The 26,452-nt window shown below is 51.8% G+C and carries 20 protein-coding genes and 1 pseudogene; 9 read left to right on the forward strand and 12 right to left on the reverse strand.

What is annotated here, in order from left to right:
• The first annotated feature begins 231 nt into the window (after positions 1–231).
• The gene (locus tag GK091_RS11805; RefSeq protein ID WP_164037806.1) at positions 232–2,841 is read left to right on the forward strand and encodes a hypothetical protein; all 2,610 of its coding nucleotides are present in this window, start codon (positions 232–234) and stop codon (positions 2,839–2,841) included.
• Positions 2,842–2,960: 119 nt separating this feature from the next.
• Here the strand turns inward: GK091_RS11805 and GK091_RS11810 are convergent, their stop codons facing one another.
• Entirely contained in the window at positions 2,961–3,086 is a 126-nt protein-coding gene (locus tag GK091_RS11810) for a 30S ribosomal protein THX (RefSeq protein ID WP_164037809.1), read from the reverse strand.
• A gap of 97 nt (positions 3,087–3,183) precedes the next feature.
• Here GK091_RS11810 and GK091_RS11815 point away from each other — a divergent pair, with 97 nt between their 5' ends.
• Positions 3,184–4,329 carry a hypothetical protein gene (locus tag GK091_RS11815; RefSeq protein WP_164037810.1) on the forward strand — a complete coding sequence of 382 codons (1,146 nt, stop codon included), beginning with the start codon at positions 3,184–3,186 and terminating at the stop codon, positions 4,327–4,329.
• A gap of 106 nt (positions 4,330–4,435) precedes the next feature.
• Here GK091_RS11815 and GK091_RS11820 read toward each other — a convergent pair whose 3' ends face one another.
• Both GK091_RS11820 and dprA read right to left on the reverse strand, forming a co-directional pair.
• The gene (locus GK091_RS11820) at positions 4,436–5,431 is read right to left on the reverse strand and encodes a glycoside hydrolase family 43 protein (RefSeq protein WP_246202213.1); all 996 of its coding nucleotides are present in this window, start codon (positions 5,429–5,431) and stop codon (positions 4,436–4,438) included.
• A gap of 150 nt (positions 5,432–5,581) precedes the next feature.
• The gene (gene dprA, locus GK091_RS11825) at positions 5,582–6,706 is read right to left on the reverse strand and encodes a DNA-processing protein DprA (protein WP_164037813.1); all 1,125 of its coding nucleotides are present in this window, start codon (positions 6,704–6,706) and stop codon (positions 5,582–5,584) included.
• Positions 6,707–6,940: 234 nt separating this feature from the next.
• Here dprA and GK091_RS11830 point away from each other — a divergent pair, with 234 nt between their 5' ends.
• Complete coding sequence (locus GK091_RS11830; RefSeq protein WP_170312645.1) at positions 6,941–8,407, forward strand: PhoX family protein; 1,467 nt, start codon at positions 6,941–6,943, stop codon at positions 8,405–8,407.
• 89 nt (positions 8,408–8,496) lie between these two features.
• Positions 8,497–10,338, forward strand: a complete 1,842-nt coding sequence (locus tag GK091_RS11835) for a cytochrome c peroxidase (RefSeq protein ID WP_164037816.1) — start codon at positions 8,497–8,499, stop codon at positions 10,336–10,338.
• Between the two features lie 26 nt (positions 10,339–10,364).
• Here the strand turns inward: GK091_RS11835 and GK091_RS11840 are convergent, their stop codons facing one another.
• Positions 10,365–10,733 (reverse strand): MerR family transcriptional regulator, encoded by a 369-nt coding sequence (locus tag GK091_RS11840; RefSeq protein WP_164037819.1) that lies wholly within the window; start codon positions 10,731–10,733, stop codon positions 10,365–10,367.
• A 143-nt stretch (positions 10,734–10,876) separates the two neighbouring features.
• Between GK091_RS11840 and alaS the strand changes: the two genes are divergently transcribed.
• The 3 genes from alaS to murI all read left to right on the forward strand — a co-directional run bounded on the left by alaS (position 10,877) and on the right by murI (position 15,942).
• Complete coding sequence (alaS, locus tag GK091_RS11845) at positions 10,877–13,564, forward strand: alanine--tRNA ligase (RefSeq protein ID WP_164037822.1); 2,688 nt, start codon at positions 10,877–10,879, stop codon at positions 13,562–13,564.
• A gap of 108 nt (positions 13,565–13,672) precedes the next feature.
• Entirely contained in the window at positions 13,673–15,100 is a 1,428-nt protein-coding gene (locus GK091_RS11850; RefSeq protein WP_170312646.1) for an amidohydrolase family protein, read from the forward strand.
• Positions 15,100–15,942 carry a glutamate racemase gene (murI, locus tag GK091_RS11855; protein ID WP_164037824.1) on the forward strand — a complete coding sequence of 281 codons (843 nt, stop codon included), beginning with the start codon at positions 15,100–15,102 and terminating at the stop codon, positions 15,940–15,942. The genes GK091_RS11850 and murI overlap by 1 nt, the downstream gene beginning before the upstream one ends.
• Positions 15,943–15,959: 17 nt before the next feature.
• Here murI and GK091_RS11860 read toward each other — a convergent pair.
• Positions 15,960–16,624 (reverse strand): annotated as a pseudogene (locus tag GK091_RS11860) (DUF2461 domain-containing protein).
• Positions 16,625–16,783: 159 nt separating this feature from the next.
• Here GK091_RS11860 and GK091_RS11865 point away from each other — a divergent pair.
• Together GK091_RS11865 and GK091_RS11870 are read left to right on the forward strand one after the other, a co-directional pair.
• On the forward strand, positions 16,784–18,415 hold the full coding sequence (locus GK091_RS11865) for an ABC-F family ATP-binding cassette domain-containing protein (RefSeq protein WP_164037828.1): 1,632 nt from the start codon (positions 16,784–16,786) through the stop codon (positions 18,413–18,415).
• A 119-nt stretch (positions 18,416–18,534) separates the two neighbouring features.
• Positions 18,535–19,884, forward strand: a complete 1,350-nt coding sequence (locus GK091_RS11870) for a dihydrolipoyl dehydrogenase family protein (protein ID WP_164037831.1) — start codon at positions 18,535–18,537, stop codon at positions 19,882–19,884.
• A gap of 32 nt (positions 19,885–19,916) precedes the next feature.
• Here GK091_RS11870 and GK091_RS11875 read toward each other — a convergent pair whose 3' ends face one another.
• From GK091_RS11875 to GK091_RS11905, 7 genes are all read right to left on the reverse strand, one after another.
• Positions 19,917–20,375 (reverse strand): OsmC family protein, encoded by a 459-nt coding sequence (locus GK091_RS11875; protein WP_164037834.1) that lies wholly within the window; start codon positions 20,373–20,375, stop codon positions 19,917–19,919.
• A 71-nt stretch (positions 20,376–20,446) separates the two neighbouring features.
• Positions 20,447–21,085 carry an orotate phosphoribosyltransferase gene (pyrE, locus tag GK091_RS11880; protein ID WP_164037838.1) on the reverse strand — a complete coding sequence of 213 codons (639 nt, stop codon included), beginning with the start codon at positions 21,083–21,085 and terminating at the stop codon, positions 20,447–20,449.
• Positions 21,086–21,201: 116 nt separating this feature from the next.
• A complete protein-coding gene (locus GK091_RS11885; RefSeq protein WP_164037841.1) occupies positions 21,202–22,491 on the reverse strand; it encodes a hemolysin family protein in 1,290 nt (429 codons plus the stop codon).
• A gap of 210 nt (positions 22,492–22,701) precedes the next feature.
• Entirely contained in the window at positions 22,702–22,935 is a 234-nt protein-coding gene (locus tag GK091_RS11890; RefSeq protein WP_246202215.1) for a hypothetical protein, read from the reverse strand.
• The gene (ccsA, locus tag GK091_RS11895; RefSeq protein WP_164037843.1) at positions 22,935–25,622 is read right to left on the reverse strand and encodes a cytochrome c biogenesis protein CcsA; all 2,688 of its coding nucleotides are present in this window, start codon (positions 25,620–25,622) and stop codon (positions 22,935–22,937) included. The genes GK091_RS11890 and ccsA overlap by 1 nt, the downstream gene beginning before the upstream one ends.
• A gap of 72 nt (positions 25,623–25,694) precedes the next feature.
• Complete coding sequence (locus GK091_RS11900; RefSeq protein ID WP_164037846.1) at positions 25,695–26,135, reverse strand: cytochrome c maturation protein CcmE domain-containing protein; 441 nt, start codon at positions 26,133–26,135, stop codon at positions 25,695–25,697.
• A 41-nt stretch (positions 26,136–26,176) separates the two neighbouring features.
• Positions 26,177–26,446 carry a CcmD family protein gene (locus GK091_RS11905; RefSeq protein WP_164037849.1) on the reverse strand — a complete coding sequence of 90 codons (270 nt, stop codon included), beginning with the start codon at positions 26,444–26,446 and terminating at the stop codon, positions 26,177–26,179.
• Positions 26,447–26,452: the final 6 nt, after the last annotated feature.

Below are 26,452 nucleotides of genomic sequence, written 5' to 3' on the forward strand. Positions count from 1 at the left end.
ATCTGATCGACGCAGGCCCGTTTTTTAGCAGGCCAATTGATTCGTATGCTGGTGACTTGGGCCGTAGCCCGCTTTCGTATCAACCATCCCGATGCCCTTTTTCTCCGCGTTGACTTCCGATTGATTGGCCGAAAGCTACCTGTTGAATGAGGAGACAAACAACAATCCGGTTTCACTGCCCAGCGTTTACAGACAAAGCCGTATCTTTGGGCTACGTACTTAGTTGACTTTATGAACCAACCTTCCCTTTTGCAACCGCACCGGCGGAACAGCCTTCTTCCGCACTTGATTGCCGTGTTGGGCCTTCTGGTGCTGGCTATTATTTATTTCTCGCCCGTGATGTCGGGAAAAACCCTGTCAATGGCTGATGTGCAGCAGGCGTCGGCCTCCGCGCGTGAGATTCGTGAGATTACGAAAGCAACGGGCGAAAAACCGCTCTGGACCGATGCCGTTTTCAGCGGTATGCCAGGGTATATGATCGACTTCAATTACCCCTATATTCTGGTTTACAAAGCCGTAATGGCCGTCGTCAATGTCTTGCCCAATACGGCCAGTATCATTTTCGTCGTCATGCTGAGCATGTACATCCTGCTGGTCGTGTTAGGGTGTAATCCCTGGCTATCGGTGCTCGGTGCAGCGGCTTATGGCTTTGGTACCTTCGGTATCGTGAGCCTCGAAGCGGGTCACGTTTCCAAGCTCTTTGCTATGGGCTACGGGGCCGGGATGCTGGCGGGGGTTATACTCGCCCTGCGCGGACGATACTGGCTTGGTGCGGCCCTGATGGGGTTTTTCCTGTGTATGGAGTTTGGCGCCAATCATATCCAGATTACCTATTACCTGTTCATGACCATCGGTCTGTACGTGCTCATCGAAGGTATTGCGCTGATTCGGGCCGGTAAAACCCGTCAGCTGGCCTTAGGTCTGGTAACGCTGGCGATCGCGGGTGGACTGGCGGCTGGCAGTTTCGGGAAACGGCTACTCATTCTGAATCAATACACGAAAGAAACGATCCGGGGCAAGTCGGAGCTAACCGCTAAAACCACCAACCCCGATGGAAAAGCTCCTAGCAGCGAATCGAAAGGGGGACTGGACAAAGATTATGCCTTTCTGTACAGCTATGGCAAAGCCGAAGCGCTGACGTTGCTCGTGCCCAATGTGTATGGGGGCGGCTCGGCTGGCGGGCTAACGACCGATTCGGAGTTCTACAAAACCATGACAAGCCGGGGTGTCGATCCGTCGGCGGCTAAGCAAATGGCCGAACTGGGTGCGCCGACCTACTGGGGTGACCAGCCTATTTTGGGCGGTCCTGCCTACGCAGGCGCAGCACTACTGTTTCTGTTTGTGCTGGGTATGTTCGTCATTCGTGGGTCTATCCGGTGGTGGCTGCTGAGCGCAGCTGTGCTGATGATTATGCTTGCCTGGGGTAAAAACCTGCTGTTCTTCAATGAATTGCTGTTCGATTACCTGCCTTACCTGAACAAGTTTCGCGCGATGACCATGGCCCTCTGCCTGGCGCAATTATTTCTGGCTGCCGGGGCTGCGTTAGGTATTCAGACGATCATCAACGAAAAACCAACCCTGGCTCAATTGCGGCAACCGTTGCTGATCAGTCTGGGATTGACGGCGGGTGTTGCGCTTGTGCTGGCCGTGCTGGGTGGATCGTTCTTTTCCTTTCAGAAGCCGAATGATCTCGATCTGTTATCCCGTTACTTTGGCGACGCAGCGAAGGATTTCCAGGCGGCTCTCATTAGCGATCGGCAAAGTATGCTGCGCGCCGATGCGTTCCGGTCGGTTATGCTGATTTTGCTGGTCGCCGGGGCCTTGTGGTTATACCTGACGAACAAAATCAAGGCGGGCATCTTGTATCCCATATTGCTGGCCGTTGTTGTGTTTGACCTGTTTTCGGTCGATAAGCGATTCCTGAACAATGCCGATTTCGTGCCCAAAGCGCAGGTAGCCACTATTTTTGAACCGACACCCGCCGATGAGCAGATATTGCAGGATAAGTCCCTTGGGTTCCGGGTGCTGGATCAGACGGAATCGTTCATGGAAAGCAACCGGGCGTCGTATTTTCACCGGTCCATCGGTGGTTATAACACGACCCGCCTGCGTCGTTACAATGAACTGATAACGTATGCTTTTCAGCCTAATTTCCTGAACATCGTGAACATGCTGAATGCGAAGTATGTGATCAGACCGGGGGAAACCGATCCGGCCAATCCGCAGCAGGCTCCGACAGCCCCTATGGCGTTGCCAAATCCGGCGGTGCTGGGCGCAGCCTGGTTTGTTGGAACCGTTCAGCAGGTGGCCGACGCCGATGCCGAAATGGCCGTTATGAAAACGCTCAGCACGCGTGATTCGGCAGTTGTAGATAAGCGGTTTGCAACGGAGCTAGGAAATTTACCCGCCAAAATGGATCATACCGGCAGTACGATTTCACTGACGAGCTACCGACCGGACAAGCTGATCTATCAGGCGAATGCCGTACGCGATGGGCTGGTTGTTTTCTCGGAAGTGTATTACCGGGGGCATGAAGACTGGCAGGCGTTTATCGATGGCAAACCAGCTCCTCACCTTCGTGCGAACTATGCCCTACGCGCTATGCGGGTACCGGCCGGAAAACATACCATCGAGTTTCGGTTTGAACCGCCACTGGCCAAAACCGGTGATATGATCGATCTGATCTGCAATGTACTGTTGATTGGCCTGATCGGGTTCGTCGCGTTTCGGGAAGGTCGTGGCCGACGTACCGAACCGGCAATAGTGCCTGAGCCGAACGTGCCCACTGCGCCTGAGTCGATCGTCCAACCCGCGAAAACCCCTAAAGCGAAAACACGCTGACAGCCAGTGAACAGCTAGTTCATCCATCAGCGTGATTGTCCTGAAACCGACTGGGTCGGCGCATTGGAAAACTTTTCCAGTGCGCCGACCCAGTCGGTTTTTTATTGTGCTGACCGTTGTTAGGCGGCAGGTTCTGTCGGTGCTGGTTTGGGAGCCGCTACTTTATCCGGTTTCCGGGGGCGTGTTTTACCGTAAGAGCCCATTGAAATTTTTCCTTTGCGTGATTTCACATCGCCTTTTCCCATTGCTCTGACTTGTTTAATTTAAATTTATTCCTTTAGTTGGATAATAGCTAAAGGTACATAATTTAGTTGATACCGAATAACTAATCCACATAAGTCTATGGAACGAGTCTACTTATGGATACTCTGCGGGCTCCTGTCACTCCCCGCGCTGGCCCAACTGACGCCAAAGTCACTGCTGATTTATTACGCCTATCCGTCTGGTATCAATGGTACATTTTCAGTGGCCGGGGCTGCCGCTGAATTTGGGCAATATGCCTACGTTGTGCTGGGCGACGGACTGGAGTTTACCAGTCATCCCGATCATGCCAACACACAGGCTATTATGGCTCAGTCATCGACGGCAAATACCAAATTCTTCGGGTATATTGATTTGGGCGTGAGTACGCAGAATCTGTCAATTGGTGACATTCAAAACCGCATTGCCCTTTGGAAATCAACGGGTGCCGATGGGGTTTTTCTCGATGATTTTGGCTATGATTACCTCGTAAGCCGACAACGCCAGAACGATGTAGTCGCTTACGCCCATACTCAGGGTTTGCCCGTTATTGCCAATGGCTGGAACCCCGATCATGTGTTTGGTAATCAATCCGACCCTTCCTACAATCCATCGGCGGTTGCTACTGTTCTGAATAATTCTGATTTCTATCTGTCAGAGAGTTACCTGATCACTGAGGGTAATTTCCAGAATCCGGCTGACTGGCAAACGAAAGCGGAAAAGCTCAGGATGTATCAGACTATGATCGGTTTCCGGGTGTTATCGATCACAACAAATTCCTCAGCCAACGCCTACGACCAGGCTAAGTTCTGGTATGCCTGGTACGGTGCTTTTTTGTATGGACACGAAGCGACGGGCTGGGGTGAGTATAATTTTGCGTCGAATACCGGACAGATTCCCTTTCGAAGTCGGCCTGCCATTGCTACACCCGGTACAACCTTTCTGACCCCTGTTTCGGCGGTGGGTAATGAATGGTCCCGATTTACTGATTCGGGCAAAATTTCGATTAATACCAACACCCATGTGTTCGGTTTTACGCCCAGTGCAACGTGTCAAAGTACGGGGTCGAATCTCTGGACAGATACCGCAACCTGGACGTGCGGTCGGGTTCCGTTTCCCTGCGACTCGGTTGTGATCCAGAATGCGCACGTTGTAACCATCAATACGCTGGTTGATGCGGCAAAAACCCGATTGAACGGGAAGCTCGTATACACAACCGGTGGCAAGCTAAAACTGTGGTTGAAGTAAACGGGCTACTTGTTAATCTAAAAACGGGCTCGGGGAGGGACGTTCGATACGCCGTATCTCCAAGATACGACGTATCGAACGTCCCTCCCCGAGCCCGTTTTTAACTTTATTTTTTAAGAAGCGATCGCGCTTCCACGCCACCAGTCGTGATTTTTACGGGTTTGATCGCTCCTTTCTCATCGAAATACAGGTGATCGATGCAGGTTTCGCGGTGGTTTCCATCGGTTTCAGTGAGCGGTCGGCGGTGGTAAACAATATACCATTCGTCCGTGCCCGGAACCTGAATCACTGAATGGTGACCGGCGCCCCTTGCCACCGCCGGGTCCTGCTGTAGAATTTTACCGACCCGCTCGAACGGACCGAATGGCGAATCGGCTACGGCGTACGCTACAGAGTAGTTGGGCCCCGTCCAGCCGCCTTCCGACCACATGAAATAGTATTTACCATTTCGGATAAACATCGTAGGCCCTTCAACGTAGCTTTTTGGGGTTATTTCCCGGAACAGCGTACCATCCGGGAATGGCAGAAAACCAGTAAAATCGTCTTTCAGGCGGGCAATGTTGCAATGGCCCCAGCCGCCGTACAGCATATAATACTGACCGTCTTTATCCTTGAATACAAACTGATCGATGGGTTGAGCGCCATTGTGAATCTGCCCGATGAGCGGTTTGTTGAGGTAGTCCCGAAAGGGACCCGCTGGATTATCGGCAACAGTCACACCGACGCCACCCACTTCCTTTTTGTCGTCATGAATATCGTTTGCGCCGAAGAAGAGAAAATACTTACCGTCTTTTTCGATAATGGCCGGAGCCCACATGGCCTTCTTCGCCCATTTTACGGCTGTCGAGTCAAGGATGCGGCTGTGCTTGGTCCAGGTGACCAGATCGGGCGATGAGAAGGCGTCAAAAAACACCTGCTTCTCGTAAGGGGCTGAATACGTTGGATATATCCAATACTGGTTTTTGAAAATCACACCTTCGGGGTCGGCGTACCAACCCGGAAAAACGGGGTTGCCCGATGTTTTTGCTGCATCCTGCGCAGATAATGAGAGCGTTGTGAAAATGAGTAAACAAGCGGGGAGTACGCATCGAAAGATAGGCATACGGGTTAAGATGAGGACGTAAGAAGAGTTCAGAACAAAAGTAAAACCGGATTCGGGATACCAAGCGAAAAATGCACGCTTTCTGGGTTTTCTTTACTGACTGATTAATTAATTAATTGCCTGCCCTACCTTTCGTTGTGGCCGGATGTGTCAAACGTAGACGACCGCGTATTTCTTCCCCGGCAACGATCGCACAAAACCCTGAAACTCCAGCGTGAGCAGGAGAGAGGCCAGTTTGCCCATGGGTATCTGACTCTTCCAGCTCAGCTCATCGATGTGCAGGTCACTGGCTTGCCGCAGTAAGGCGATAATCTGGCTTTCTTCCTCCGTAATGTCAACCGGCAGGGACAACGGCTGTTTCGCGCGTAGACCGGAAGGCGCTGTTGTCGTGTCCGCGCGGTCCCAGTTGAGGGCTTCAATAATGTCTTTGGGACTGGTGTAAATCTGGGCTTTGTTTTCGCGAATGAGTTTGTTGCAACCCGCCGAAAAAGCCTGGTTCAACTGTCCCGGCACGGCAAAAACCTCGCGGTGATAATTGTTAGCGTATTCGGCGGTAATGAGCGCTCCCCCTTTCGCGGCTGCTTCAACGACCACGACCGCATCGCTTAAACCCGCAATAATTCGGTTGCGGGCCGGAAACAGGTGAGCGTCTGGTTTCGTACCCGGCTGACTTTCGGTAAGCAGACCACCCATCACCTGCATTTCCTGCGCAGTTTTCTGGTGTACATTAGGATAAATAATGTCCAGACCGCTCGCCATCACACCAATGGTTGGTAAGCCGTTGGTTAGACTGGCCCGGTGGGCGGCAATGTCGATTCCGTAGGCAAGTCCGCTAATAATCGTCGCCCCATACGGCACAACGGCCTCGATGATGTCGCTGGTAACGCGTCGTCCGTATTCGGTTGCCTGTCGGGTTCCCACGAGCCCAATCGTACGGGAAGCGTTCAGATCGCCCGACCCTTTAAAATACAGCAGAGCCGGGGCATCGTACAAGCTTTTGAGACGGGCTGGGTAGGCTTTGTCGGTATAAAATAAGGCGGTGGCTCCCAGCTTTGCCATACGATCGGCGAGTTGCTGGGCTTCGTCGAGAATACCGGGCTTCAGAATAGCGCGGGCCGTGACTTCGCCAATGCCGGGTACTTTCATCAGGCGTGCCAACGGCGACCGGAACACGTCGGGTGCCGAGCCACAATAACTAATTAATTGTCGGATAAGGATGCTGCCAACACCCGGTACGAGGGTTAGCGCAAGTTGATAGTGAGTATCGGTGGGCACGAACGTAAAAGCTTTTTTATAAACAAATAAGGCTAAAGTGTTTACTTTGCAAGCTTACTGATTTCTGTTGTGAAAAGCCAGTGGCGCTTTAAAAACAGTAGCCATCGAACGGTAAAGACCCGGCCTGTCTTTAATGTCATTTTAATGATAGCATACTGTTAACAGTTGCTTCACATTCGGGTAACGTCTGAGTGGTTCCTTTGTAGACGAATTTTACTGTTCATTTACTGAGTCATGATCACTCCTAAAAACCTGTTGTCTGCGTCAACGCTAGCCGTCATTTTTGCCGTAGCCGGGTGTAAAAGCGAAGAAAATCCGACCGTCGCCGTATCGGATGTTGTTCTTAAAAACCAGTCGGTTACGCCCGTACTGGCGAAGAAACAGGCTGGCTTCGAAAATCTTGAGATCTATTCGCTGATCAGCAGCGACGATAAACTGGACCAATCGCCGGGGTATATTTTTGGCGGTTCGGCGGATGGGGCGGGTATCCTGAAAAATACCGACGGCACCTACACCATGCTGGTCAACAATGAAGACAACTTCGCCGTATCCCGGCTGATGTTGGACAAGACTTTCAAACCCGTCAAAGGGGAATACCTGCTCAACTCCGACGGTGGTGTCTGGCGGCTTTGTTCGGCGACGATGGCGACGCCCGAGATCCACGGCTTCGGACCAACCTTTCTGACCTGTGGTGAGAGCGGTCAGGAGTCCAGAACGCACGCCCTCAATCCGTACGGGGATGTTGGCTCGGCCAGTATCTCGAAAGAGGTAGCCGGGCTCGGTCGGTGGAGTGCTGAAAATGCCGTTCCGCTACCCAAAACAGCTTATTCGGGCAAAACGGTTATCGTTATCGGTGACGACGACTCCGATACCTACGGTGGGCAGGTGGCGATGTACGTTGCCAACACGGTCGGTGATCTGGAAAACGGGACGCTTTACATGCTGAAGCGTACGGACGGTAATCAGCGAGAAATGGACATGAAAGTCGGGACGAAATACCCGGTTGAGTTCGTAAAAATCGATGCGCACAAAACACTGACGGGTGCCCAGATCAACGGGAAGGTCAACGACCTGAAAGCCATCAAGTTTGGCCGCGTTGAAGATGTTGACTACGGTAAAGGAAGCGATGCCGCTAAAGCCCGTGAGGTGTATTTTACCGTGACCGGACAGGGGAACAGCGGTGTCAACGCCGATTATTCGCGCTCGAAATACGGCCGCGTTTACCGAGTGACGCTCGACGCAGCAGACCCAACCAAAGGGTCGCTGGAAGTGCTGCTCGATGGTGACGATCGGGCTGGTGTGGCCAAAACATTCCAGGATCCGGACAACATCACTATCACCGAAAACTACGCGTATATTCAGGAAGATCCGAACGGCTACGGCGACGAAACGCACGATGCGTATCTGTACCAGTACAACCTGAAAACCGGCGACCTCAAGCCCGTGCTGATGATTGATCACCGCCGGACGGAAGCCGATGCCGCCAAATACAACGTGGGTGGTCAGTCGAAAGTAGGTTCGTGGGAAATCAGTGGTATGATCGATATTTCGGATGCTATTGGCGTACCGAACACGTTTTCCGTGGGCTTGCAATCGCACACCTGGACGGATGCCAAATACAAAAAAGTAGATGGCGGGTCGAAACGTCCGGACGAAAGCCAGGCCAGCCAGATTGTGATCATCAAAGGGTTAGCCCGGTAGAGGCTGATTCGACAGGTTACGTCGCCTGACCGGATTCGTTCTGGTCAGGTTTTTTGCTTCTGTATCTGATTTTAGACCATACCAGTACTATGATTTCTGAAAAGTGTCGTCCATCGCGAACCAGAAAATCGACCGGACCAACTAGCTGGTGGGTCGCTGCGGTAACGACATTCGTTTTGGTGCTTGTTGGTGTCTACGTGCTGACACGTCCCCAACCGGTGCCGCTGCAACGGGTTCACGCGCAATACGTAGCGGACATTGCGCAACTTGATTCGGCAGCCCGGCAGTTGCAGCGGGTAATCATCGAAAAACGTCCGGCGCCGATTCTGCAAGCCGCCTTTCGGCAAGCGCGACTGCGGTATAAGCGGGTCGAATTTCTGACTGAACTTTATAACCCCGAAACGGCCAAAAGTATCAACGGACCGAATCTGGCCGAAGTAGACGAAGCCGACAAAAAGGTGGAACAGCCCGAAGGGTTGCAGGTGCTGGAAGAACAACTGTTTCCCTATGACCCGGCCCAAAACGCCGAATTGGTACAGCAGGTCGCAGTGTTGGTATCGAACGTAGGGCGGTTGACCAAAGTGGCGGCATCGAACGAAATGACCGACAGTCATGTGTTCGATGCGATGCGACTGGAAGTGTTCCGACTTATTGCACTGGGTATTACAGGATTCGATTCGCCCATTAGTCACCACTCACTGCCCGAAGCGGTTCAGGTGCTGGAAAGTATTCGGCAGCACGTTAGTTTTTATGATCTGGCAGACCGCGATCCGGCGTTAGCGAAGCAACTGGACGGAACCATTACGAACGCGATTGCTACCCTAAAGCGGGCTCCTGATTTTAACCGCTTCGACCGGCTTGCGTTTATCAACCAGCAAGCCAATGTGCTCAGTAGTCTGTTGCTGGATGCGCAGAAAACGCTCAATATTCCGGTCTTTCAGGAGAGTCGTTTCCTGTCCGCTGCCGCCCGAACGCTGAACGATTCCGATGCCTTCGATGCGGGTTTCTTTGTCAACTCGACCGATGATCGACCCACCGCTGACCGGGTTGCGTTGGGAAAACTGCTGTTTTTTGACCCAATTCTTTCCGGTAATGCCGGTCGTAGCTGCGCGACCTGTCACCAGCCTGACCGGGCGTTTACGGACGGTGAAACAACGAGTCTGGGGCTGGATGGGAATCGCATCCGTCGGAACACGCCCACGCTCCTGAACACGTCGCTGCAGGCGGTGCAGTTCATGGATTCGCGGGTTGCCTTTCTGGAGGATCAGGCGAGTGACGTGATTGCTAACGAGACCGAAATGCACGGTTCATTACCCGTCGCGGTTCGGGCGCTGCAACAGCGGGACGAGTACCGTACCCGGTTCGCCAAGGCTTACAAAGCCGGTATCAGCGAGCATACCGTCAAAAATGCACTGGCCAGCTACGTTCGTTCGCTGACGAGTCTCGACTCCCGGCTAGACCGTTACCTTCGGAGCAATGACCGTCGTGAACAGGCCACCCTGCTGACGGCAGAAGAGAAACACGGCTTTAACCTATTTATGGGCAAAGGCCAATGCGCGACCTGTCATTTCTTCCCGCTCTTCAACGGCACGGTCCCGCCCATGTTCGCTAAAACTGAAAGTGAGGTGCTGGGTATACCAGCGACGACGGCTAACAACCGACTCGATGCCGACATTGGTAAATTCGGTACAACGGACATGGAACCTCAAAAACACGCGTTCAAAACGCCCACCGTCCGGCACGTGGCGAAAACGGCTCCGTACATGCACAATGGCGTCTACCGAACGCTGGATCAGGTTGTTGATTTTTATGAGCAGGGCGGGGGCAATGGGCTGGGCATTCACGTGTCTAATCAGACCTTACCCGATGCAAAGTTAAACTTGACGAAAGGAGAACAGGCTGCGCTGGTGGCTTTTATGAAGGCGCTTTAGCCGGTAACGTCAATCAATCTTTACGGCTATTCAGACTCGGATACACTGTCACTTGGTGGAGGTTGTGGCAGGTCTAAACCGGCCCGCATCTTCTCCATGAACGACTTTATTTTTTGAAGTTTGGCAATGTAGCGGGCATTCTCCCGTCGGCGGGCCTCCCGTTCTTTGAGGAATTCGCGGGCACCGGGCAGCGTATATTTCTGACGATCAATCAGGTCCAGAATTTCGGTCAGGTGGTCGATGTCCGCCTGGGTATAGACCCGGTCGCCGGAACGATTTTTCTTGGGCTGAAGCGTTGGAAACTCCTTTTCGTAATAGCGCAATTTGGACGCGTTAATCCCAAACAGATCTGCCACTTCCTTAATGCCATAATAAAGCTTACCCGTGCCTTCCATACGACAAACTTGCTGATGTTCGGTTAAACCTGCAAGTTTTGGCGTAATTTTGCAACTCAGTTGGTAGTCAAGGATCGGTAGCCGTTCGTTCGTAGCGTAGTGTGATCAAGTTGACTATCGCCTGTCGACTAATGACTACCATAATGACTTCCCACGAAATACGTCGGCATTTTCTCGACTTCTTCCGCTCTAAGCAACACCTGATTGTCCCTTCGGCTTCGATTGTCGCCAAAAACGACCCGACGCTGATGTTTAACAATTCGGGTATGGCCCAATTCAAGGATTTTTTCCTCGGCAATGGTACGCCCCCGTCGAAGCGGGTGGCCGATACGCAGAAATGTTTGCGCGTGTCGGGTAAGCACAACGACCTCGAAGACGTTGGGTTCGATACCTATCACCACACCATGTTCGAGATGCTCGGCAACTGGTCGTTTGGGGATTATTTCAAAAAAGAAGCGATTCAATGGGCCTGGGAACTGCTGACGGAAGTCTATAAGTTACCGAAAGATCGGCTCTATGTCTCTGTGTTTCAGGGAGATGAGAGAGATAACGTTCCATTCGATCAGGAAGCGTTCGATCTCTGGAAGCCTATCGTCGGTGAAGATCGCATCATCTACGGCAACAAGAAGGATAACTTCTGGGAAATGGGCGATACGGGTCCCTGCGGCCCCTGTTCGGAAATCCACGTTGACCTTCGTTCCGCCGAAGAAGTGGCCGAAAAACCCGGTAAGGAACTGGTAAACGCCGATCACCCGCAGGTTGTCGAAATCTGGAACCTGGTGTTCATGCAGTTCAACCGCAAGGCCGATAGTTCGCTGGAGCCACTGCCCGCCCGGCACGTCGATACGGGCATGGGTTTCGAGCGACTGTGCATGGCTATCCAGGGCAAAAAATCAAACTACGATACCGACGTTTTTTCGGGGACGATCCACGTTATCGAAGAATTGTCGGGTAAGCCATACGGCGGCACAATGGCCGGAGCGCCGGACCGTTCATCGGATGTGGCTATGCGCGTCATTGCCGATCACATCCGGGCGGTATCCTTTGCGATTGCTGACGGGCTGGTGCCGTCGAACGCGAAGGCGGGTTACGTCATCCGGCGGATTTTGCGTCGGGCCATTAGGTACGGCTATTCGTATCTGAACCTGAACGAACCGTTCATGACCAAACTCGTGCCGACGCTGGCGATGCAGTTTGCCGATGTGTTTCCCGAACTGAACGCCCAGCGTGATTTCGTGGCCACGGTCATTCGGGAGGAAGAAATCGCCTTCCTGCGGACATTAGGATCGGGACTGGGTCGTCTCGATCAGATCATTGGTCAGTTGACAACCGATAGTAAGACTGAAATTCCGGGCGAAACCGTTTTTGAACTAAACGATACGTTTGGCTTTCCCGCTGACCTAACTGCCCTGATCGCTCGCGAAAAAGGGCTGACCATCGATGAAGCTGGTTTTCAGAAATCGCTTCAGGAGCAGAAAACCCGTTCGCGCAAAGACGCAACGTCATCGGCTGGTGACTGGATTGAGCTGGCAGAGACCGATCAGGTTGAATTCGTTGGCTACGATCAACCGGAAGCGTATGCGCATATTGTGAAGTACCGAAAGATTCGCAATAAACAGGGGACCCAGGTGCAGATCGTGCTTGATAAAACGCCATTCTACGCGGAATCAGGTGGTCAAATCGGCGATACGGGTTTGTTGACGCTTTTCGTCGGTCCGGATCAGATCGGAACGCTGCCTGTGCTTGACACCAAGAAGGAGAATGATCTGACCATTCATATTGTCGCTGATTCGGATGAAATCGATGATTTAATCGCTCAAACCGAATCAGTTTATGCGGCTATCAATACGGCCCGTCGTGGGTTGACAAGTAGTAACCATACGGCGACGCACCTGCTGCATTCGGCCTTGCGTGACGTACTGGGTCCACACATCGCACAGAAAGGATCGTATGTAGGTCCTGACGCTCTGCGATTCGACTTCTCGCACTTCACGAAGGTTTCGGATGAGCAACTGGCGGAGGTAGAGCGTATCGTAAACGAGAAAATACGCGAAGACATTAAGCTGGACGAGAAGCGAAACGTGCCAATAGGGGAAGCGAAAGCCTTGGGTGCAACGGCCTTGTTCGGGGAGAAATATGGTGATTTTGTGCGCGTCATCACGTTCGATCCGAGTTATTCGGTCGAGCTTTGCGGGGGTACGCACGTTCCGGCAACCGGCCATATTGGTCTGTTCAAGTTCACGGGCGAAGGCTCCGTATCGACGGGTGTTCGGCGGATCGAAGCCAAAACGTCAGCCGGTGCGGAAGCCCTGGTGAACGAGCAGATGGCGCTTGTCAGCGAACTGAAAGAATTGCTGAAAGCGCCCAAAGATGTTGTGAAAGCTGTACAGTCGCTACTTGACGAACGGACGGCTTTGCAAAAACAGGTAGAAGCGTTGCAGAACGAGAAAGTACAGCAGTTGAAAAATCAGCTTCTTGATAAAGTTGAAACCATCAACCCGAATGGCGGACCGGGCCATTCGCGCTTGGTCGAGCGGGTCGACGTTCCGTCGGCTGATGCCCTCAAGCAACTGGCTTACGATCTGAAAGCGAAAGTCGATAACCTGGCTGTGGTGCTTGGCGCTGATATCAACGGAAAACCACAACTTGCCGTGATGCTACCCGATTCGCTGATTCAGGGCAAGAACCTCAATGCGGGGCAGGTCGTGAAAGAACTGGCTAAACATATCAAAGGCGGTGGCGGTGGTCAGCCTTTCTTTGCAACCGCTGGCGGCACCGATTCGTCGGGACTGGATGCGGCTCTGGCGCAGGGGAAAGAACTGCTGGGTTAGGTAAACAATTACAGTCAATAAAACATATGCCGTATCTCCAAGATACGGCATATGTTTTATTGACTGTAATTGTCAAAATTATAAGTCCCTATCACATCGATCTACATCATGAAAAACTTTCTTCTTAACCTGCTTTTCCTGTTGGCAACCGCTGAAATGTCCATCGCTCAGAAGCAAACTGTCGATGTACTGATCAAATCGGGAAATCTAATCGACGTAAGAACCGGGACGATCCAGACGAAAAAACTAATCGCCACCCGCGGCAAGACCATCGTAGGCGTTTTCGATGAGTCGCGGCTCGCCGATTTTAAGGCGAAAACGGTCATTGATGCAACGGGGAAGTATATTATTCCGGGTCTGTGGGATATGCACGTCCATTTTGGTGGGGGCGATACGCTTATCGAGGAGAATAAAAACCTGCTGCCTCTGTACATTGCGCACGGCATTACGGGCATTCGCGACGCAGCGGCCGACCTGAGTTCATCTGTTCTACAATGGCGTGAGCAGATTGCGAAAGGCGAGCTGGCCGGCCCTACGCTGTTTACCTCCGGGCCTAAATTGGAAGGCTATAAATCGAGCTGGGTCGGTGATATTGAAGTCAGTACGAATGCTGAAGTTGACAAAATGCTCGACTCGCTACAGCGGATGAAGGTCGATTTTGTGAAGATCACCGACAACACTATTACGCCTGATATTTACCTCTACATCTTGCAGGAAGCCAAAAAACGGGGAATGAAAACCTCCGGGCATGTACCCTTTGCCCTCACGATGGATCAGGTTACGTCGGCAGGATTGGGATCGGTCGAGCATATGAGCTACGTGTTCAAAGCGGGGTCAACGCGGGATAAAGAAGTCGCCGAAAAGGTAAGGGCCGGGCAATTGACCGCTCGTCTGGCTTCGCCGATGGTCATGCAGAGTTTCGACGAAGCGACGGCCTTACCCGTCTACCGGCGTATGGCTAAAAACGGGACGTATGTGGTGCCAACGCTGAATATCAGCCGGACCATAGCGTTTCTGGATCAGGATAATCACCAGAACGATACGTATCTGCAGTATATCGGTCCGGGTCTGAAGAATACGTATGCCTGGCGCGTCAATCGGGTAGCTAAAGACGGACCCGAGGCCATCGCCGAGCGGCACGCGGTGTACGAAAAAACGAGTGCCTTGCTGCCGTTGCTTCACAAGGCGGGCGTGACGATTATGGCCGGAACCGATGCTGGTTTTTTAAACTCGTACGTGTATCCGGGGCTTGGTCTACACCAGGAGCTTAGCTACTTCGTGAAAGCGGGCCTGACGCCCTTGCAGGCCCTACAGTCGGCCATTATTCCGGGACCGGAATTTCTACGTAAATCGGATTTGTATGGGAGTATTGCCGCCGGAAAAAGTGCCGATATCCTGTTGCTCGACCGGAATCCCGTAGCCGCAATCGACGCTACCCAGGCGATTAATACGGTCATTTTGCGGGGAACCGTGTACGACAGAAAGGCGTTGGATGGATTACTGTCCGAGGCTAAAAAGAAAGCCAGCAAGTACTAATGAGTGTATTGTCGCAACCAATCGGTGTATTTGATTCGGGTTATGGTGGCCTGACCGTGTTACGCGAACTCGTTCGCAAACTTCCCCAGTACGATTACGTTTATTTGGGCGACAACGCCCGAACCCCGTACGGCACACGCTCATTCGATACGGTGTATCACTACACGCTCGAATGTGTCAATCATCTGTTTGACAAGGGCTGTCGATTGGTGATTCTGGCCTGTAATACCGCGTCAGCCAAAGCACTGCGCAATATTCAGCAACTCGATTTGCCCACGCTGGTGCCCGGACTGGATGGTCCGGATAGGCGCGTGCTGGGCGTAATCCGACCCACAACCGAAGTGATTGGCCATTATTCAACGAGTGGTCATGTCGGGATTCTGGCCACACGCGGAACCGTTACGTCCGAATCATACGTAGTGGAGATCGACAAGTTCTTTCCGGACTTGCAGGTTACGCAGGAAGCTTGCCCAATGTGGGTACCACTGGTCGAAAATGGCGAGTATGCCAGTCCGGGGGCCGACTACTTTGTCAACCAACACATTGACCGGTTGATGACCAAGTCGCCCGCCATTGACACGATCCTCCTAGCCTGTACGCACTACCCGTTGCTGATCGACAAAATAAGACAGTTTGCTCCCCCCAATACAACGATTTTAAGCCAGGGTGGTATTGTCGCCGACAGCCTGGCCGATTACTTGAATCGCCATCCGGAGATCGAAGGTCAATGCAGCCAACACGGTCGCCGGATGTTTCTGACCACCGATTCTACCGAAGACTTCGACCGGCAGGCCACCGTTTTTTACGGCGAATCCGTTCAATCGGTGCATCTGACCCTATAACGCGGCCTGCCTTACGATTATCCTACAGCCCGATTCAGGTAGGTCACCAACGGATGTAGGGTCGCAAAGCCATCGAGAACTTGTTTTGCCAGTGTCGGTTTGGTCAAAGCTGCATCGGTCAGGCTATGGGTTACCGTAAGGCTTTTGAGTTTTAAGTACTCGATGGCTGGATTATCGGCTGTGTACCCTTTGGGTGGACGTTTCAGGGCTCCGTCGCGGTTAAGCTCCCCAAAATAACCGGCGAAGGCCGGGGCTGTTAGCAAGCTCTCAAATTCGTCAAAATTGTAGTCAATTTCCTGACGGACAGTGGCCAGTACCGTAGCATCGGGCATGTACAGACCACCCGCGATAAAACTCCGACCTGGCTCCAGATTGAAATAGTATCCGGCCGATTCCAGTTTCTTTCCGCCTTTATTGAACCACGCTCCGAAATTGGTTTTGTAGGGCGACTTGTTGGCCGAAAAACGAACATCCCGATTGATGCGAAAATGCAACCCTTGGGCTGCAAGGGCGTTTGGGCAATGGCCGGGTCGATGGTATTCAGCCCATCGATCAGTTGGCCGATAAACCGGATGAAATCAGCACGGGCGGCTTCATAAGTCGTCCGATTTTCGTCGAACCAGACTTTATTATTATTGGCTTTCAGGTCACTCAGAAACGTCAGCGTGGCAGCTTGAAGCATGGGAATTTACAGGTTGAAATGCGGATAAAAGTACGGATTTTAGGCGCAGGGTGAACAGAAAACCCAGCCAAGGGGCACATTTGACCGCTTGTCGGCAGGACTCCTTTTTACCGGTAAATTTTCGTACCTTTGTTGTTCAATCTGAACACAAATCAACCCATGATATCGGTACAAAACGTCTCCCTCCGCTACGGGAAGCGGGTTTTATTTGACGACGTCACCATAAAATTTACGTCTGGCAACTGCTACGGCGTAATTGGAGCCAATGGTGCCGGTAAATCCACGTTCCTCAAAATCCTGTCGGGTGAAATAGAACCGCAAACAGGTTCCGTAGTCATGACCCCCGGCGAACGGATGTCGGTGCTGAACCAGAATCAGTCTGCCTACGACGACTATACGGTATTGCAAACGGTCATCATCGGCAACAAACGCCTGTATGACATCATGCAGGAGAAAGATATTCTCTACGCCAAAGAAGAGTTTACCGATGCCGATGGCGAGAAAGCCGCCGAACTCGAAGCCGAATTTGCGGAAATGAACGGCTGGGATGCCGAATCAGACGCGGCTAGCTTGCTGTCCGGTCTGGGCATCAAAGAAGACCTCCATTACTCCCTGATGTCGGACATTAACGGCTCGGAGAAAGTACGTGTGCTGTTGGCGCAGGCCCTGTTCGGTAGCCCCGATGTGCTACTGCTCGATGAGCCGACTAACAACCTCGATGTGGAATCGGTGAGCTGGCTGGAAAACTTTCTGGCGAATTTCAGCAACACTGTTATCGTTGTATCCCACGATCGTCACTTCTTGGATCAGGTGTGCACACAGATCGTCGATGTCGATTTCAGTAAGGTTAAACTCTTCGCCGGGAACTATTCATTCTGGTATGAGTCGAGTCAACTGGCGTTGAAACAGCGTCAGGATCAGAACAAGAAAACGGAAGATAAGCGCAAGGAACTCGAAGAATTTATCCGTCGATTCTCGGCTAACGCGTCGAAATCGAAACAGGCAACCAGCCGCGCTAAATTGCTCGAAAAACTAACCATCGATGATATTCAGCCGTCATCGCGCAAATATCCATACGTTAATTTTAAGCCTGAACGCGAACCCGGCGACCAGATTTTAACCGTCGAAAACCTGACATACACGGCCGAGGACGGCACGAAACTGTTCGAGAACATGTCCTTTACGGTGAACCGGGGGGATAAGGTTTTCCTCTACAGCCGCGATGGACTGGCGGTTTCGGCCCTGCTCGACATTTTGGCGGGCGAGCGTAAAGCCGATTCTGGTACCTTCCGGTGGGGGATTACGATTACGATGTCGTATTTCCCGACGGATGCCGAGAAGGAGAAATTTTTCCAGACGGATCTAAATCTGGTGGATTGGCTGCGGCAGTATTCGGTGGAGAAAGACGAGAGTTTTATTCGTGGGTTTCTGGGTCGGATGCTCTTTTCCGGTGAAGAATCGCTGAAGAAAGCGACCGTGTTGAGCGGGGGTGAAAAAGTACGGTGCATGCTGTCGAGAATGATGCTGTCGGGGGCCAATGTGCTGCTGCTCGATGAGCCAACCAACCACCTTGACCTCGAATCCATCGAATCGCTCAACAACGGCTTAATTGATTTTAAAGGGCCAATTTTGTTCACCTCGCACGATCACCAGTTCGTGCAGACGGTTGCTACCCGCGTGATTGAAATTACGCCAGCCGGCATCCTCGATAAATTGATGACGTACGACGAGTATCTCACCGACGAACGGGTAAAAGCCCAACGTGAGGAATTATACGAAGCCGTAGCGTAGGTGATAAAGATAAACTGGCAACTGGGTAATTGGGCGCAGAACCTGATTACCCAGTTTTCTTTTTAGACGATTGATTCGGATTGGTGTTATAGAGGAGCAAACAGTCATGCACCCTTTCTATGCAATCATTCGACCTTATTGTTATCGGTACTGGATCGGCCGGTAAAACTGTAGCGGAAGCAGCCCGTGAAGCTGGAAAATCCGTTGCCATCATTGATAAGTTGCCCTTTGGTGGTACGTGCTCTCAGCGGGGATGCGATCCCAAAAAAATCTTGGTCGGTGCTGCTGAAATCGTGGCCCGGTCGAGCCAACTGGTTGGGAAAGGGATTACGAGTTCGGCCACTATCAACTGGGCCGATCTGATCAACTATAAGAAAACATTCACCGAACCCATTCCGGAGAACACCGAAAAGAAATTTGCCGATCAGGGCATTCACCTGTTTCATGGTGCGGCTACGTTCTTGTCCGAAACGACAATTCGGGTGGGTAACGACGATCTACAGGCGAACCAGATCGTGATTGCAACCGGCCTACGCCCAAAGCCGCTGGACATTCCCGGCGAAGAACTCCTCACGGACAGTACCGGGTTCATGGAACTGGCCGAGTTGCCTGAAGAGATCGTTATGATTGGCGGAGGTTACATCGCTTTCGAATTCGCGCACATTGCCGCCCGCGCTGGCGCTAAGGTAGTTATTCTTCATCAGGGTAAACGACCACTGGAAGAGTTCGACGCCGATGTGGTGGCACTCTTGGTCAAAGCGATGCGCGCCATTGGTATTTTTATCGTGCTGGAAGCGAAAGTGACGGCTATTAAGGGAGAATCCGGTGCGTTGACCGTTCAGTATGAACGCGATGGATCGAACCATCAGGTATCAGCCAGGCTAGTCGTTCATGCAGCAGGGCGGGTGGCTGATGTCGCTGAGTTGGATTTGGCGAAAGGGAACGTTGAGCTAACTAAAAAGGGCATAGCCGTGGATGAATACCTGCAAAGTGTATCGAACCCAGCGGTTTATGCCTGCGGAGATGTGGCTGATAAAGGACTGCCGCTCACGCCATTAGCCTCGTACGAAGGTAAGATCGTAGCCAGCAATATCCTCAATGGAAACAACCGAACCTACGTTAATGATGCGGTGCCGTCAACCGTCTTTACGGTGCCTCCGCTGGCTTCAATCGGTTTAACCGAAGAACAGGCTACTAAGCAGGGACGCAAAATAAAGGTTCTCTTTCAGGAAACCACCGACTGGTATGTCAGTCAGCGCATTAACGAGCCATTTTCGGGATTTAAAACGCTGGTAGACGAAGAAACCGACCAGGTCATAGGGGCGCATCTGCTGGGTTCCGGCAATGAGGAAGTCATAAATCTGTTTGCGCTGGCGATGAAGCACCAGATTACGGCCACCGCGCTGGGTCAGATGCTGTTTGCTTACCCGACTCACGCGTCAGATATGAAGTCGATGCTACCTGACTAGACCCTGAATGGGGTATTGCTCCTGATATAAACTTACGAACGTGGCTCTTCGGTTTCTAGATTAACGGCAGTAGCCGGACAGTGGTCTGTTCCTGATCCGTCGACGAGTGTCGTTTCAAACGTACTTGGGTTAGCCAGCGCTTTATGTATTGGGCAACGATCAGCTATTTCGAACAGTCGAATACGTTGTTCTTCGCTGAGATCGCCGTTAAGGATAAGCTTTGTGGAAAAAAGCGCCTGCTTCTGAGCGGGATCATACGTGTAGTCTACGTGCGCAACAACTGAATCGAGCGGTAATTCTTTACGGTCTGCGTACATGCGTACTGTGATAACGGTGCAGGAAGCAAGCGCCCCGGCCAGTAGTTCGCCGGGGTGCATACCCCGATCCTGACCGCCTACGTCGTGCGGTTCGTCGACAACAATAACCTGTGAACTGGTTGATAGGTGGGTTTCGTAGGATGTCCGTTCAATCCGGGCGGTAATGGTGGCCATAGTTGTGGTTTAGTTTGTGGTTTGTCGTGGCTTGATGCAGGCTATAAAAACAAACCACAAACTATAAACCATTATTTTCCCCATTCGGCTGGATTTTCGCGCCAGGCAGCGAGCGAATCCAGCGCATCGGCTGAAATATAGTCGAGCGACTGGGCTTCTGCCAGTAACACATTATAATCGCTTAGACAGACCAGCGGCACATTCTTGCTGGCAAAATTCTGGGCCGCCAGTGGAAAATCATAGGTGAAAATGGCCGCCATGCCCAAAACCTCAGCTCCGGCACCCCGTAAGGCATCCACTACTTTGAGCGAACTACCGCCGGTCGAAATCAGGTCTTCAATGACGACGACCCGCTGTCCTGCCTCTAGATACCCTTCAATTTGTTTGCCCATACCGTGTGCTTTGGGCTCGGGCCGGACATAGCAATAGGGGAGGTCGAGCACATCTGCCACGAGAACACCCTGCGGAATCCCCGCCGTAGCGACACCGGCAATAACGTCGGCCGAAGGAAATTCCTGCCGAATCCGGTCTGCGAGGGCATTTTTAATAAACGTGCGTACTTCCGGATAGGCCAGCGTAACGCGATTGTCGCAGTAGATGGGCGATTTCCAGCCTGAACTCCAGGTAAATGGTGAATCGGGTTGTAACCGGACGGCCCGCACGGCAAGCAGGTGTCGTGCAACGGTCTGTTGAGTCGATAATGAATTCACAGGTGCAAGAAGTAATTGATTCAAAAGTAGGCCGCCGAACCCAGACATTTTCTTTGCGGCTGAACCTACGCCCCAAAAGTAGTGGTGATTCGGCTTTTGAAAAAAAGGCGAGCCTTTTAATCCGCCAAATTTTGGTTCAAATGAACTTTGACGGTATCGATTCGTGTGCCATCCATAGACACAATCGTAAACGTAAAGGGTGATAATTCGATGATCTCACCAACGTGGGGAAGGTCTTCGTTCGTTGCCAGAATCAATCCGCCGAGCGTATCGTAACTGCCTTCGGGAATGGACCAGCCGTAGGTTGTGTTGAGGTCGTCGATTTCGTGTCGGGCGCTCAGCAGCCAGGTATGGTCATCGAGTTGCTGCTCGGTCCAGTCTTCATTGGTGTCGTATTCATCCTGAATCTCACCAAAAATCTGCTCGACCATATCCTCCAGACTAACAATTCCGGCCGTGCCGCCGAACTCATCGACAACCAGTGCCAGGCTTTTTCGCTCGGACAGAAAGCGCAGCAACAGGTCCTGAGCGGGCATCGTTTCGGGAATCGTGATGATGGGCGTTATAATTTCCTCGACCGTAGCGGGTTTCTGGAACAACGCCAGCGCATGACAATAGCCAATAACATCATCGATCGTATCGCGGTAGATGATAATTTTTGAGTGACCACTGTCCTGAAAAGCCTGCCGAAGCTCCTCTACGCTATCATCAACCTCAATGGCATTGATTTCAGTACGGGGAACCAGGCAGTCACGTACGCGCACATCGCGAAACTCAATGGCGTTGTTGAAAATCTGCGTATCGATCTCCAGATCTTCTTCCTTATCGGTTTTCTGATTCAGTTGCTGGAGATAATGGTTAAGATCGGTCAGACCAAAGACCGGACGGATCTCCGGGTTTCGGTTACCTAACATGAATCGGATCAGAAACCGGGCTACTCCAACCAAAACGCGGACCAGCGGAGCGATGGCTTTGTAGATAACCCACAATGGCACTGCGAGTGCTTCCAGAAACCGGTCGGGATGAATAAGGGCTAAACTCTTGGGTAGGTAATCGGCGAGGGGAAGAAAAACGATGGTCAGAACGATCGTTTCAATCGTAATAAACACAAACTGGTGGTCAGCCCAGGATTCGGGCAAAATGGCCATCAGCAATGGATTCAGCGCCGTAACGCCCAGTACCGCGTAAAGGACCAGAAAAAGCGTATTGCCCGTAAGCGTAGTACCGACGAACAGAATTGGATTTTTCAGAAAACCGGATACTAGTTTCTCGCTCAGGGGGCCCTGCTTACTGTGTAGCTCGAAATAGAGTCGATTGACCGACACGTATGCCATTTCGACGGCTGAGAAAAAGCCCGCCAGCACAAGCGCGAGTAAGGCACCAAAAAGTAACGCGTAGGGTTCCAATCGAATTTCGGTTAGTCGTTTCGGTCATTTGTTGAGGCTGCTTGCTGAACGGTGCTCGATAGACCATCTCCCAAGATATGGCCTATCGAGCACCGTTCAGCAAGCAGCCTCCATTCGTTAGTGCTCGTTTGTGGCTGGGTGGAGTGATAAAAGACTCCTGAACCGCAAACAAAGAGCCAGCTAGCGGTCTACAACACTACAAACCAGACCCTATTTCTTCTTTTTCTTCCGATCTTCCACCATCTGTTTAATGGTGGGCGAGATTGCTTTTTCGCGTTCGAGTCGTTTGTTCTTAACGTACTGAAACGCCAGCAAACAACCCAGACACAGCATCAATAACCAATAACTCTCCGTAAAGGTTGTGCGCTGGTATTCGGCAATCCAAAGAATCAGGAATCCGGCACCACCCGAAAGAAGCAGTATTTCAGAAAGTTTCAGTTTCATCAGATCATCTTATCCCGCATCTTTCTAAACTCACGATACCGGCGGACGATAGCAATCAGAAAGCCCAGGACAACGATCAGGGTACCGATCCAGAGTACGTTGATGAGCGGTTTTTCGAAGGCTTTCATTACGATGTAGTCACGCTGCGTCCGGTTAACGGCGAATGTAAACTTACCGGTTTGCGGGTCGATCTCGTTCAACTGAATGCGCACGCCTAGCTCGTCACTTACTTCGGCAGGGTGAGCGACCATCCGGTTTTTGATAACAAACGCGGGATTTAATGTCTGCTCGCCGTTTTTGCTCATTACCCGTACCCGTGCCCGTATGGCTGCGTCGCTGGCACTAATTTCCATCCCTTCCACCTCATTCGTCCGGACGACATCGTCCAGAATAGCTACGTAGTCATTCAGGAAAAAGGTATCTTTAATAGCCACGCTATACGTTTCGGTCTTTTCCCATTTGTTTTCAGCACTCGGATCAGGCACCGAGTTGACGTACGTGTAAATATCACGATCCGCTTTGTGACGGGTATCGGGCGAAGCCAGCAGCCCCATCCGTTCGTTAACCTGCGCACGAGGGAATAGGCTGAACACTTTCCCGCTGGGTTCGCGGTACTCCACTTCGTAATAGGTGTTCTCCGGATAGAGCGCGAGAGTGTCTCCTTTCTTGTGGTAAACTTTGCCGTTCTGTTCAATATTCTTCTGGGCAATGCCATGATAATCACCCTCGATGACCATCACATCTTTGCGCGGAATATAGCCCGGTACATCACGCGCTTCGATGCGCTGACCACGATAGGTGATCTGATACGTGCCCATACGCTCGGGCTGATTCAACCACAAAAGCGTATTCTCTTTGTTTTCTTTATTATCGTTCTTCGTGAATTCGTCCTGCTTTGAGATCAGTAGACCACTGGTATTGATCGAAATAACTTTCGAGAACCCGGCCGAATACAAAATACCAATCAGCATCAACGCCAGACCAATGTGAGCGATCGCACCGCCCGAGAAACGGTAATTACCGCGAATAATTCCCAGCAGGATAGTGCCATTGGTGACGAGCGCAAACACGGCGGCTACGAGCAGAATCATGTATACCGGATTCTTGATGGACCCGAACGCGATCAGACCCGCGCTGACAAGCAGCGTTATGATGCCCGGCGTAATGAGTGCGTCCCACTTTTTGTTGTCCAGCCTGCGCCACCACATAAACTGCCCAACGCCCGTCAGCAACGCAATCACGACGAAGAACCAGACCTGGAATTTGTTGTAGTGAGCAATCTGATCGGCTGGTAAGGCCAGATTCGATATTTTGCCGAAGCTTTCCAGAATCTTGTTGTAAACCGGAATGGACGTTGTTGCAATAATCTGAAAGGCTGATAAACACAGCACCGTAGCACCGATAAACAACCAGAATTCTTTAGTATACACGGAGGCTTCCTGCTCATCGGTCGGAATGTATTTCCACTTACGGGCCGCCAGTACAACGGCCAGCACGACGAACGCCAGCAAGTAAACCAGCAACTGACCGGATAGGCCTAGATCAGTGAATGAGTGAACGGATGCGTTGCCCAGAATACCGCTTCGCGTCAGGAAAGTGGAGTACAAGATCAGCAGGAACGTCGCAATCGTCAGGATAATGGTCGTTTTCAGGCCCGTTGAACTGCGTTTGGCGATCAGCATCGTATGCAGGGCACCTACCATGACCAGCCAGGGGACAAAAACGGCATTTTCGACCGGGTCCCAGTTCCAGTAACCGCCGAAATTTAGCGTTTCGTAAGCCCAGTAACCACCCATCATGATGCCGATACCCAAAATCATAGCTCCAAACAGCGTCCAGGGTAACGCCGGACGAATCCATTCGAGGGGTTGGTTGCGCCATAAGCCAGCAATGCAATACGCAAACGGGACGAGTGTCAAGGCAAAGCCCAGAAAAAGCGTTGGCGGGTGAATGACCATCCAGTAGTTCTGAAGCAGCGGATTCAGGCCGTTCCCGTCTTTGGGTACAAACGTAGGATCAGCGGTGAAGATCGGAGCGTCCGGCATGGCTTCGGTCAGCAGCAGGAAAGGCGAGGAGCCAAGCTTGAACGTGTCGCCGAATACAACGCCCAGGATCATAGAGGCCAGAAACGCCTGAACGAGCGCAAAAACAGTCATCATGGGGGCCTCCCATTGTTTGCCTATCGCACTCCGGCTGGTAGTGATCAGAATGACACCCAGCACCGCATCCCAGAAAAGCCAGAGCAGAAACGATCCTTCCTGCCCTTCCCAGAAGCACGAAATCATGTATTGCACCGGCAGGGCCAGCGACGAGTGGCTCCAGGCGTAGTGGTATTCGAAATAGTGATTGTAAATGATGTAATACAGGCTGGCTCCAACACCGAACACCGCCAGGGCGTGTAGGCAGAATGACCAGCGCGCCAGCGTTTTCCAGTCGTCCTTGGCTGGCTTCTGATTAGCCTGCGACCCGGAGCGGCTCAGTTGGGCGGGTGCTTTTCGCTTCGCCGTTTTTCCTCCGAATGTGGACTCTCCTGCATACGCAAGTTGTGGCTCTTCGATCGATACCACTTCTACACTGGCCCGACGACCGAGCGAGGAGAGAAAATAGGCTACCGTCGCTACCAGCGCTGTAACAAATGACAGAATGACGAAAAAGTGGCCGAGTTGCCCGACTGTAGTATGTATCATTGACTAAGAGTAGAAAGAACTAAAAGGCGACGGAATGAACACATTCTCTGCGTTTTCATTAAGTCGCTTCTTTCATAATTGCGCTGTTTTGGCTTCGTGCTCCGTCGTTTCCAGCTTGTTCTCCTGGTACTTCGAAGGGCATTTGAGCAGAATTTTGTTGCACTGGAAATGATCACCCTGCATGGCACCGATCACGACAATCTGCTCCGAACGCTCGAAATCCTGCGGCTTAGGGCTATTGTAAACGACTTTTTGCGGGTGATTTTCGTTATCGATCAGCGTAAATTCAAAGTGGTTCGGGTCGATAGCCGGATCATAGAGCATATCGGTGACACGACCCTGTGCATCTTTCTGCACCTTACCCACGACGTGAATCATTTTTTCGTCGCCGTCCTGCGCGAGTTCAGAAGCCTGCTTGAAGGTGACGTATGAACTGGCGTCGCCCGCCGTTGCTACGATGATACCGATAGCCAGTGCAATGACGACGATACCGAAAATGTGAGAGAGTTTCATGTTGGTTAATTGGTGTACAGTTTACTGAGGTAAGCCACAAACTACAGGCTGTAATCGTTCTTCTGCGCGGGTGTTCCGGTCTGCTTTACTTCCTTTTCCAATTTGCCAATCTGCCGGTCGAGACGAACCAGATAAATAATAATACCCGCAAATATGGCCGCAATGACCGCCACAACTACCCAGATCTTACCATCAGCCCGGAGCTTATCGGCCATCTCAACGCCGTTCGAAACCGGTTGTTGAGCCATAAGTTGCTGGCTGAGAAGAAGCAAGGCCGCCAGTGGTGCTTTTGTCAAAAAAGACAGTCCCATTTGAAT

This window comes from Spirosoma agri, from assembly GCF_010747415.1.
GTDB classification, from domain to species: Bacteria; Bacteroidota; Bacteroidia; order Cytophagales; family Spirosomataceae; genus Spirosoma; species Spirosoma agri.

Coding starts and splice junctions, on each gene's coding strand:
- GK091_RS11870 (WP_164037831.1), top strand. CDS start 18,535: ATGCAATCATTCGACCTTATTGTTATCGGTACTGGATCGGCCGGTAAA.
- GK091_RS11840 (WP_164037819.1), bottom strand. CDS start 10,733: ATGGAAGGCACGGGTAAGCTTTATTATGGCATTAAGGAAGTGGCAGAT.
- GK091_RS11875 (WP_164037834.1), bottom strand. CDS start 20,375: ATGGCCACCATTACCGCCCGGATTGAACGGACATCCTACGAAACCCAC.
- GK091_RS11810 (WP_164037809.1), bottom strand. CDS start 3,086: ATGGGAAAAGGCGATGTGAAATCACGCAAAGGAAAAATTTCAATGGGC.
- alaS (WP_164037822.1), top strand. CDS start 10,877: ATGACTTCCCACGAAATACGTCGGCATTTTCTCGACTTCTTCCGCTCT.
- GK091_RS11830 (WP_170312645.1), top strand. CDS start 6,941: ATGATCACTCCTAAAAACCTGTTGTCTGCGTCAACGCTAGCCGTCATT.
- murI (WP_164037824.1), top strand. CDS start 15,100: ATGAGTGTATTGTCGCAACCAATCGGTGTATTTGATTCGGGTTATGGT.
- ccsA (WP_164037843.1), bottom strand. CDS start 25,622: ATGATACATACTACAGTCGGGCAACTCGGCCACTTTTTCGTCATTCTG.
- GK091_RS11835 (WP_164037816.1), top strand. CDS start 8,497: ATGATTTCTGAAAAGTGTCGTCCATCGCGAACCAGAAAATCGACCGGA.
- GK091_RS11890 (WP_246202215.1), bottom strand. CDS start 22,935: ATGAAACTGAAACTTTCTGAAATACTGCTTCTTTCGGGTGGTGCCGGA.
- GK091_RS11865 (WP_164037828.1), top strand. CDS start 16,784: ATGATATCGGTACAAAACGTCTCCCTCCGCTACGGGAAGCGGGTTTTA.
- GK091_RS11905 (WP_164037849.1), bottom strand. CDS start 26,446: ATGGGACTGTCTTTTTTGACAAAAGCACCACTGGCGGCCTTGCTTCTT.
- GK091_RS11820 (WP_246202213.1), bottom strand. CDS start 5,431: ATGCCTATCTTTCGATGCGTACTCCCCGCTTGTTTACTCATTTTCACA.
- GK091_RS11850 (WP_170312646.1), top strand. CDS start 13,673: ATGAAAAACTTTCTTCTTAACCTGCTTTTCCTGTTGGCAACCGCTGAA.
- GK091_RS11815 (WP_164037810.1), top strand. CDS start 3,184: ATGGAACGAGTCTACTTATGGATACTCTGCGGGCTCCTGTCACTCCCC.
- GK091_RS11805 (WP_164037806.1), top strand. CDS start 232: ATGAACCAACCTTCCCTTTTGCAACCGCACCGGCGGAACAGCCTTCTT.
- GK091_RS11900 (WP_164037846.1), bottom strand. CDS start 26,135: ATGAAACTCTCTCACATTTTCGGTATCGTCGTCATTGCACTGGCTATC.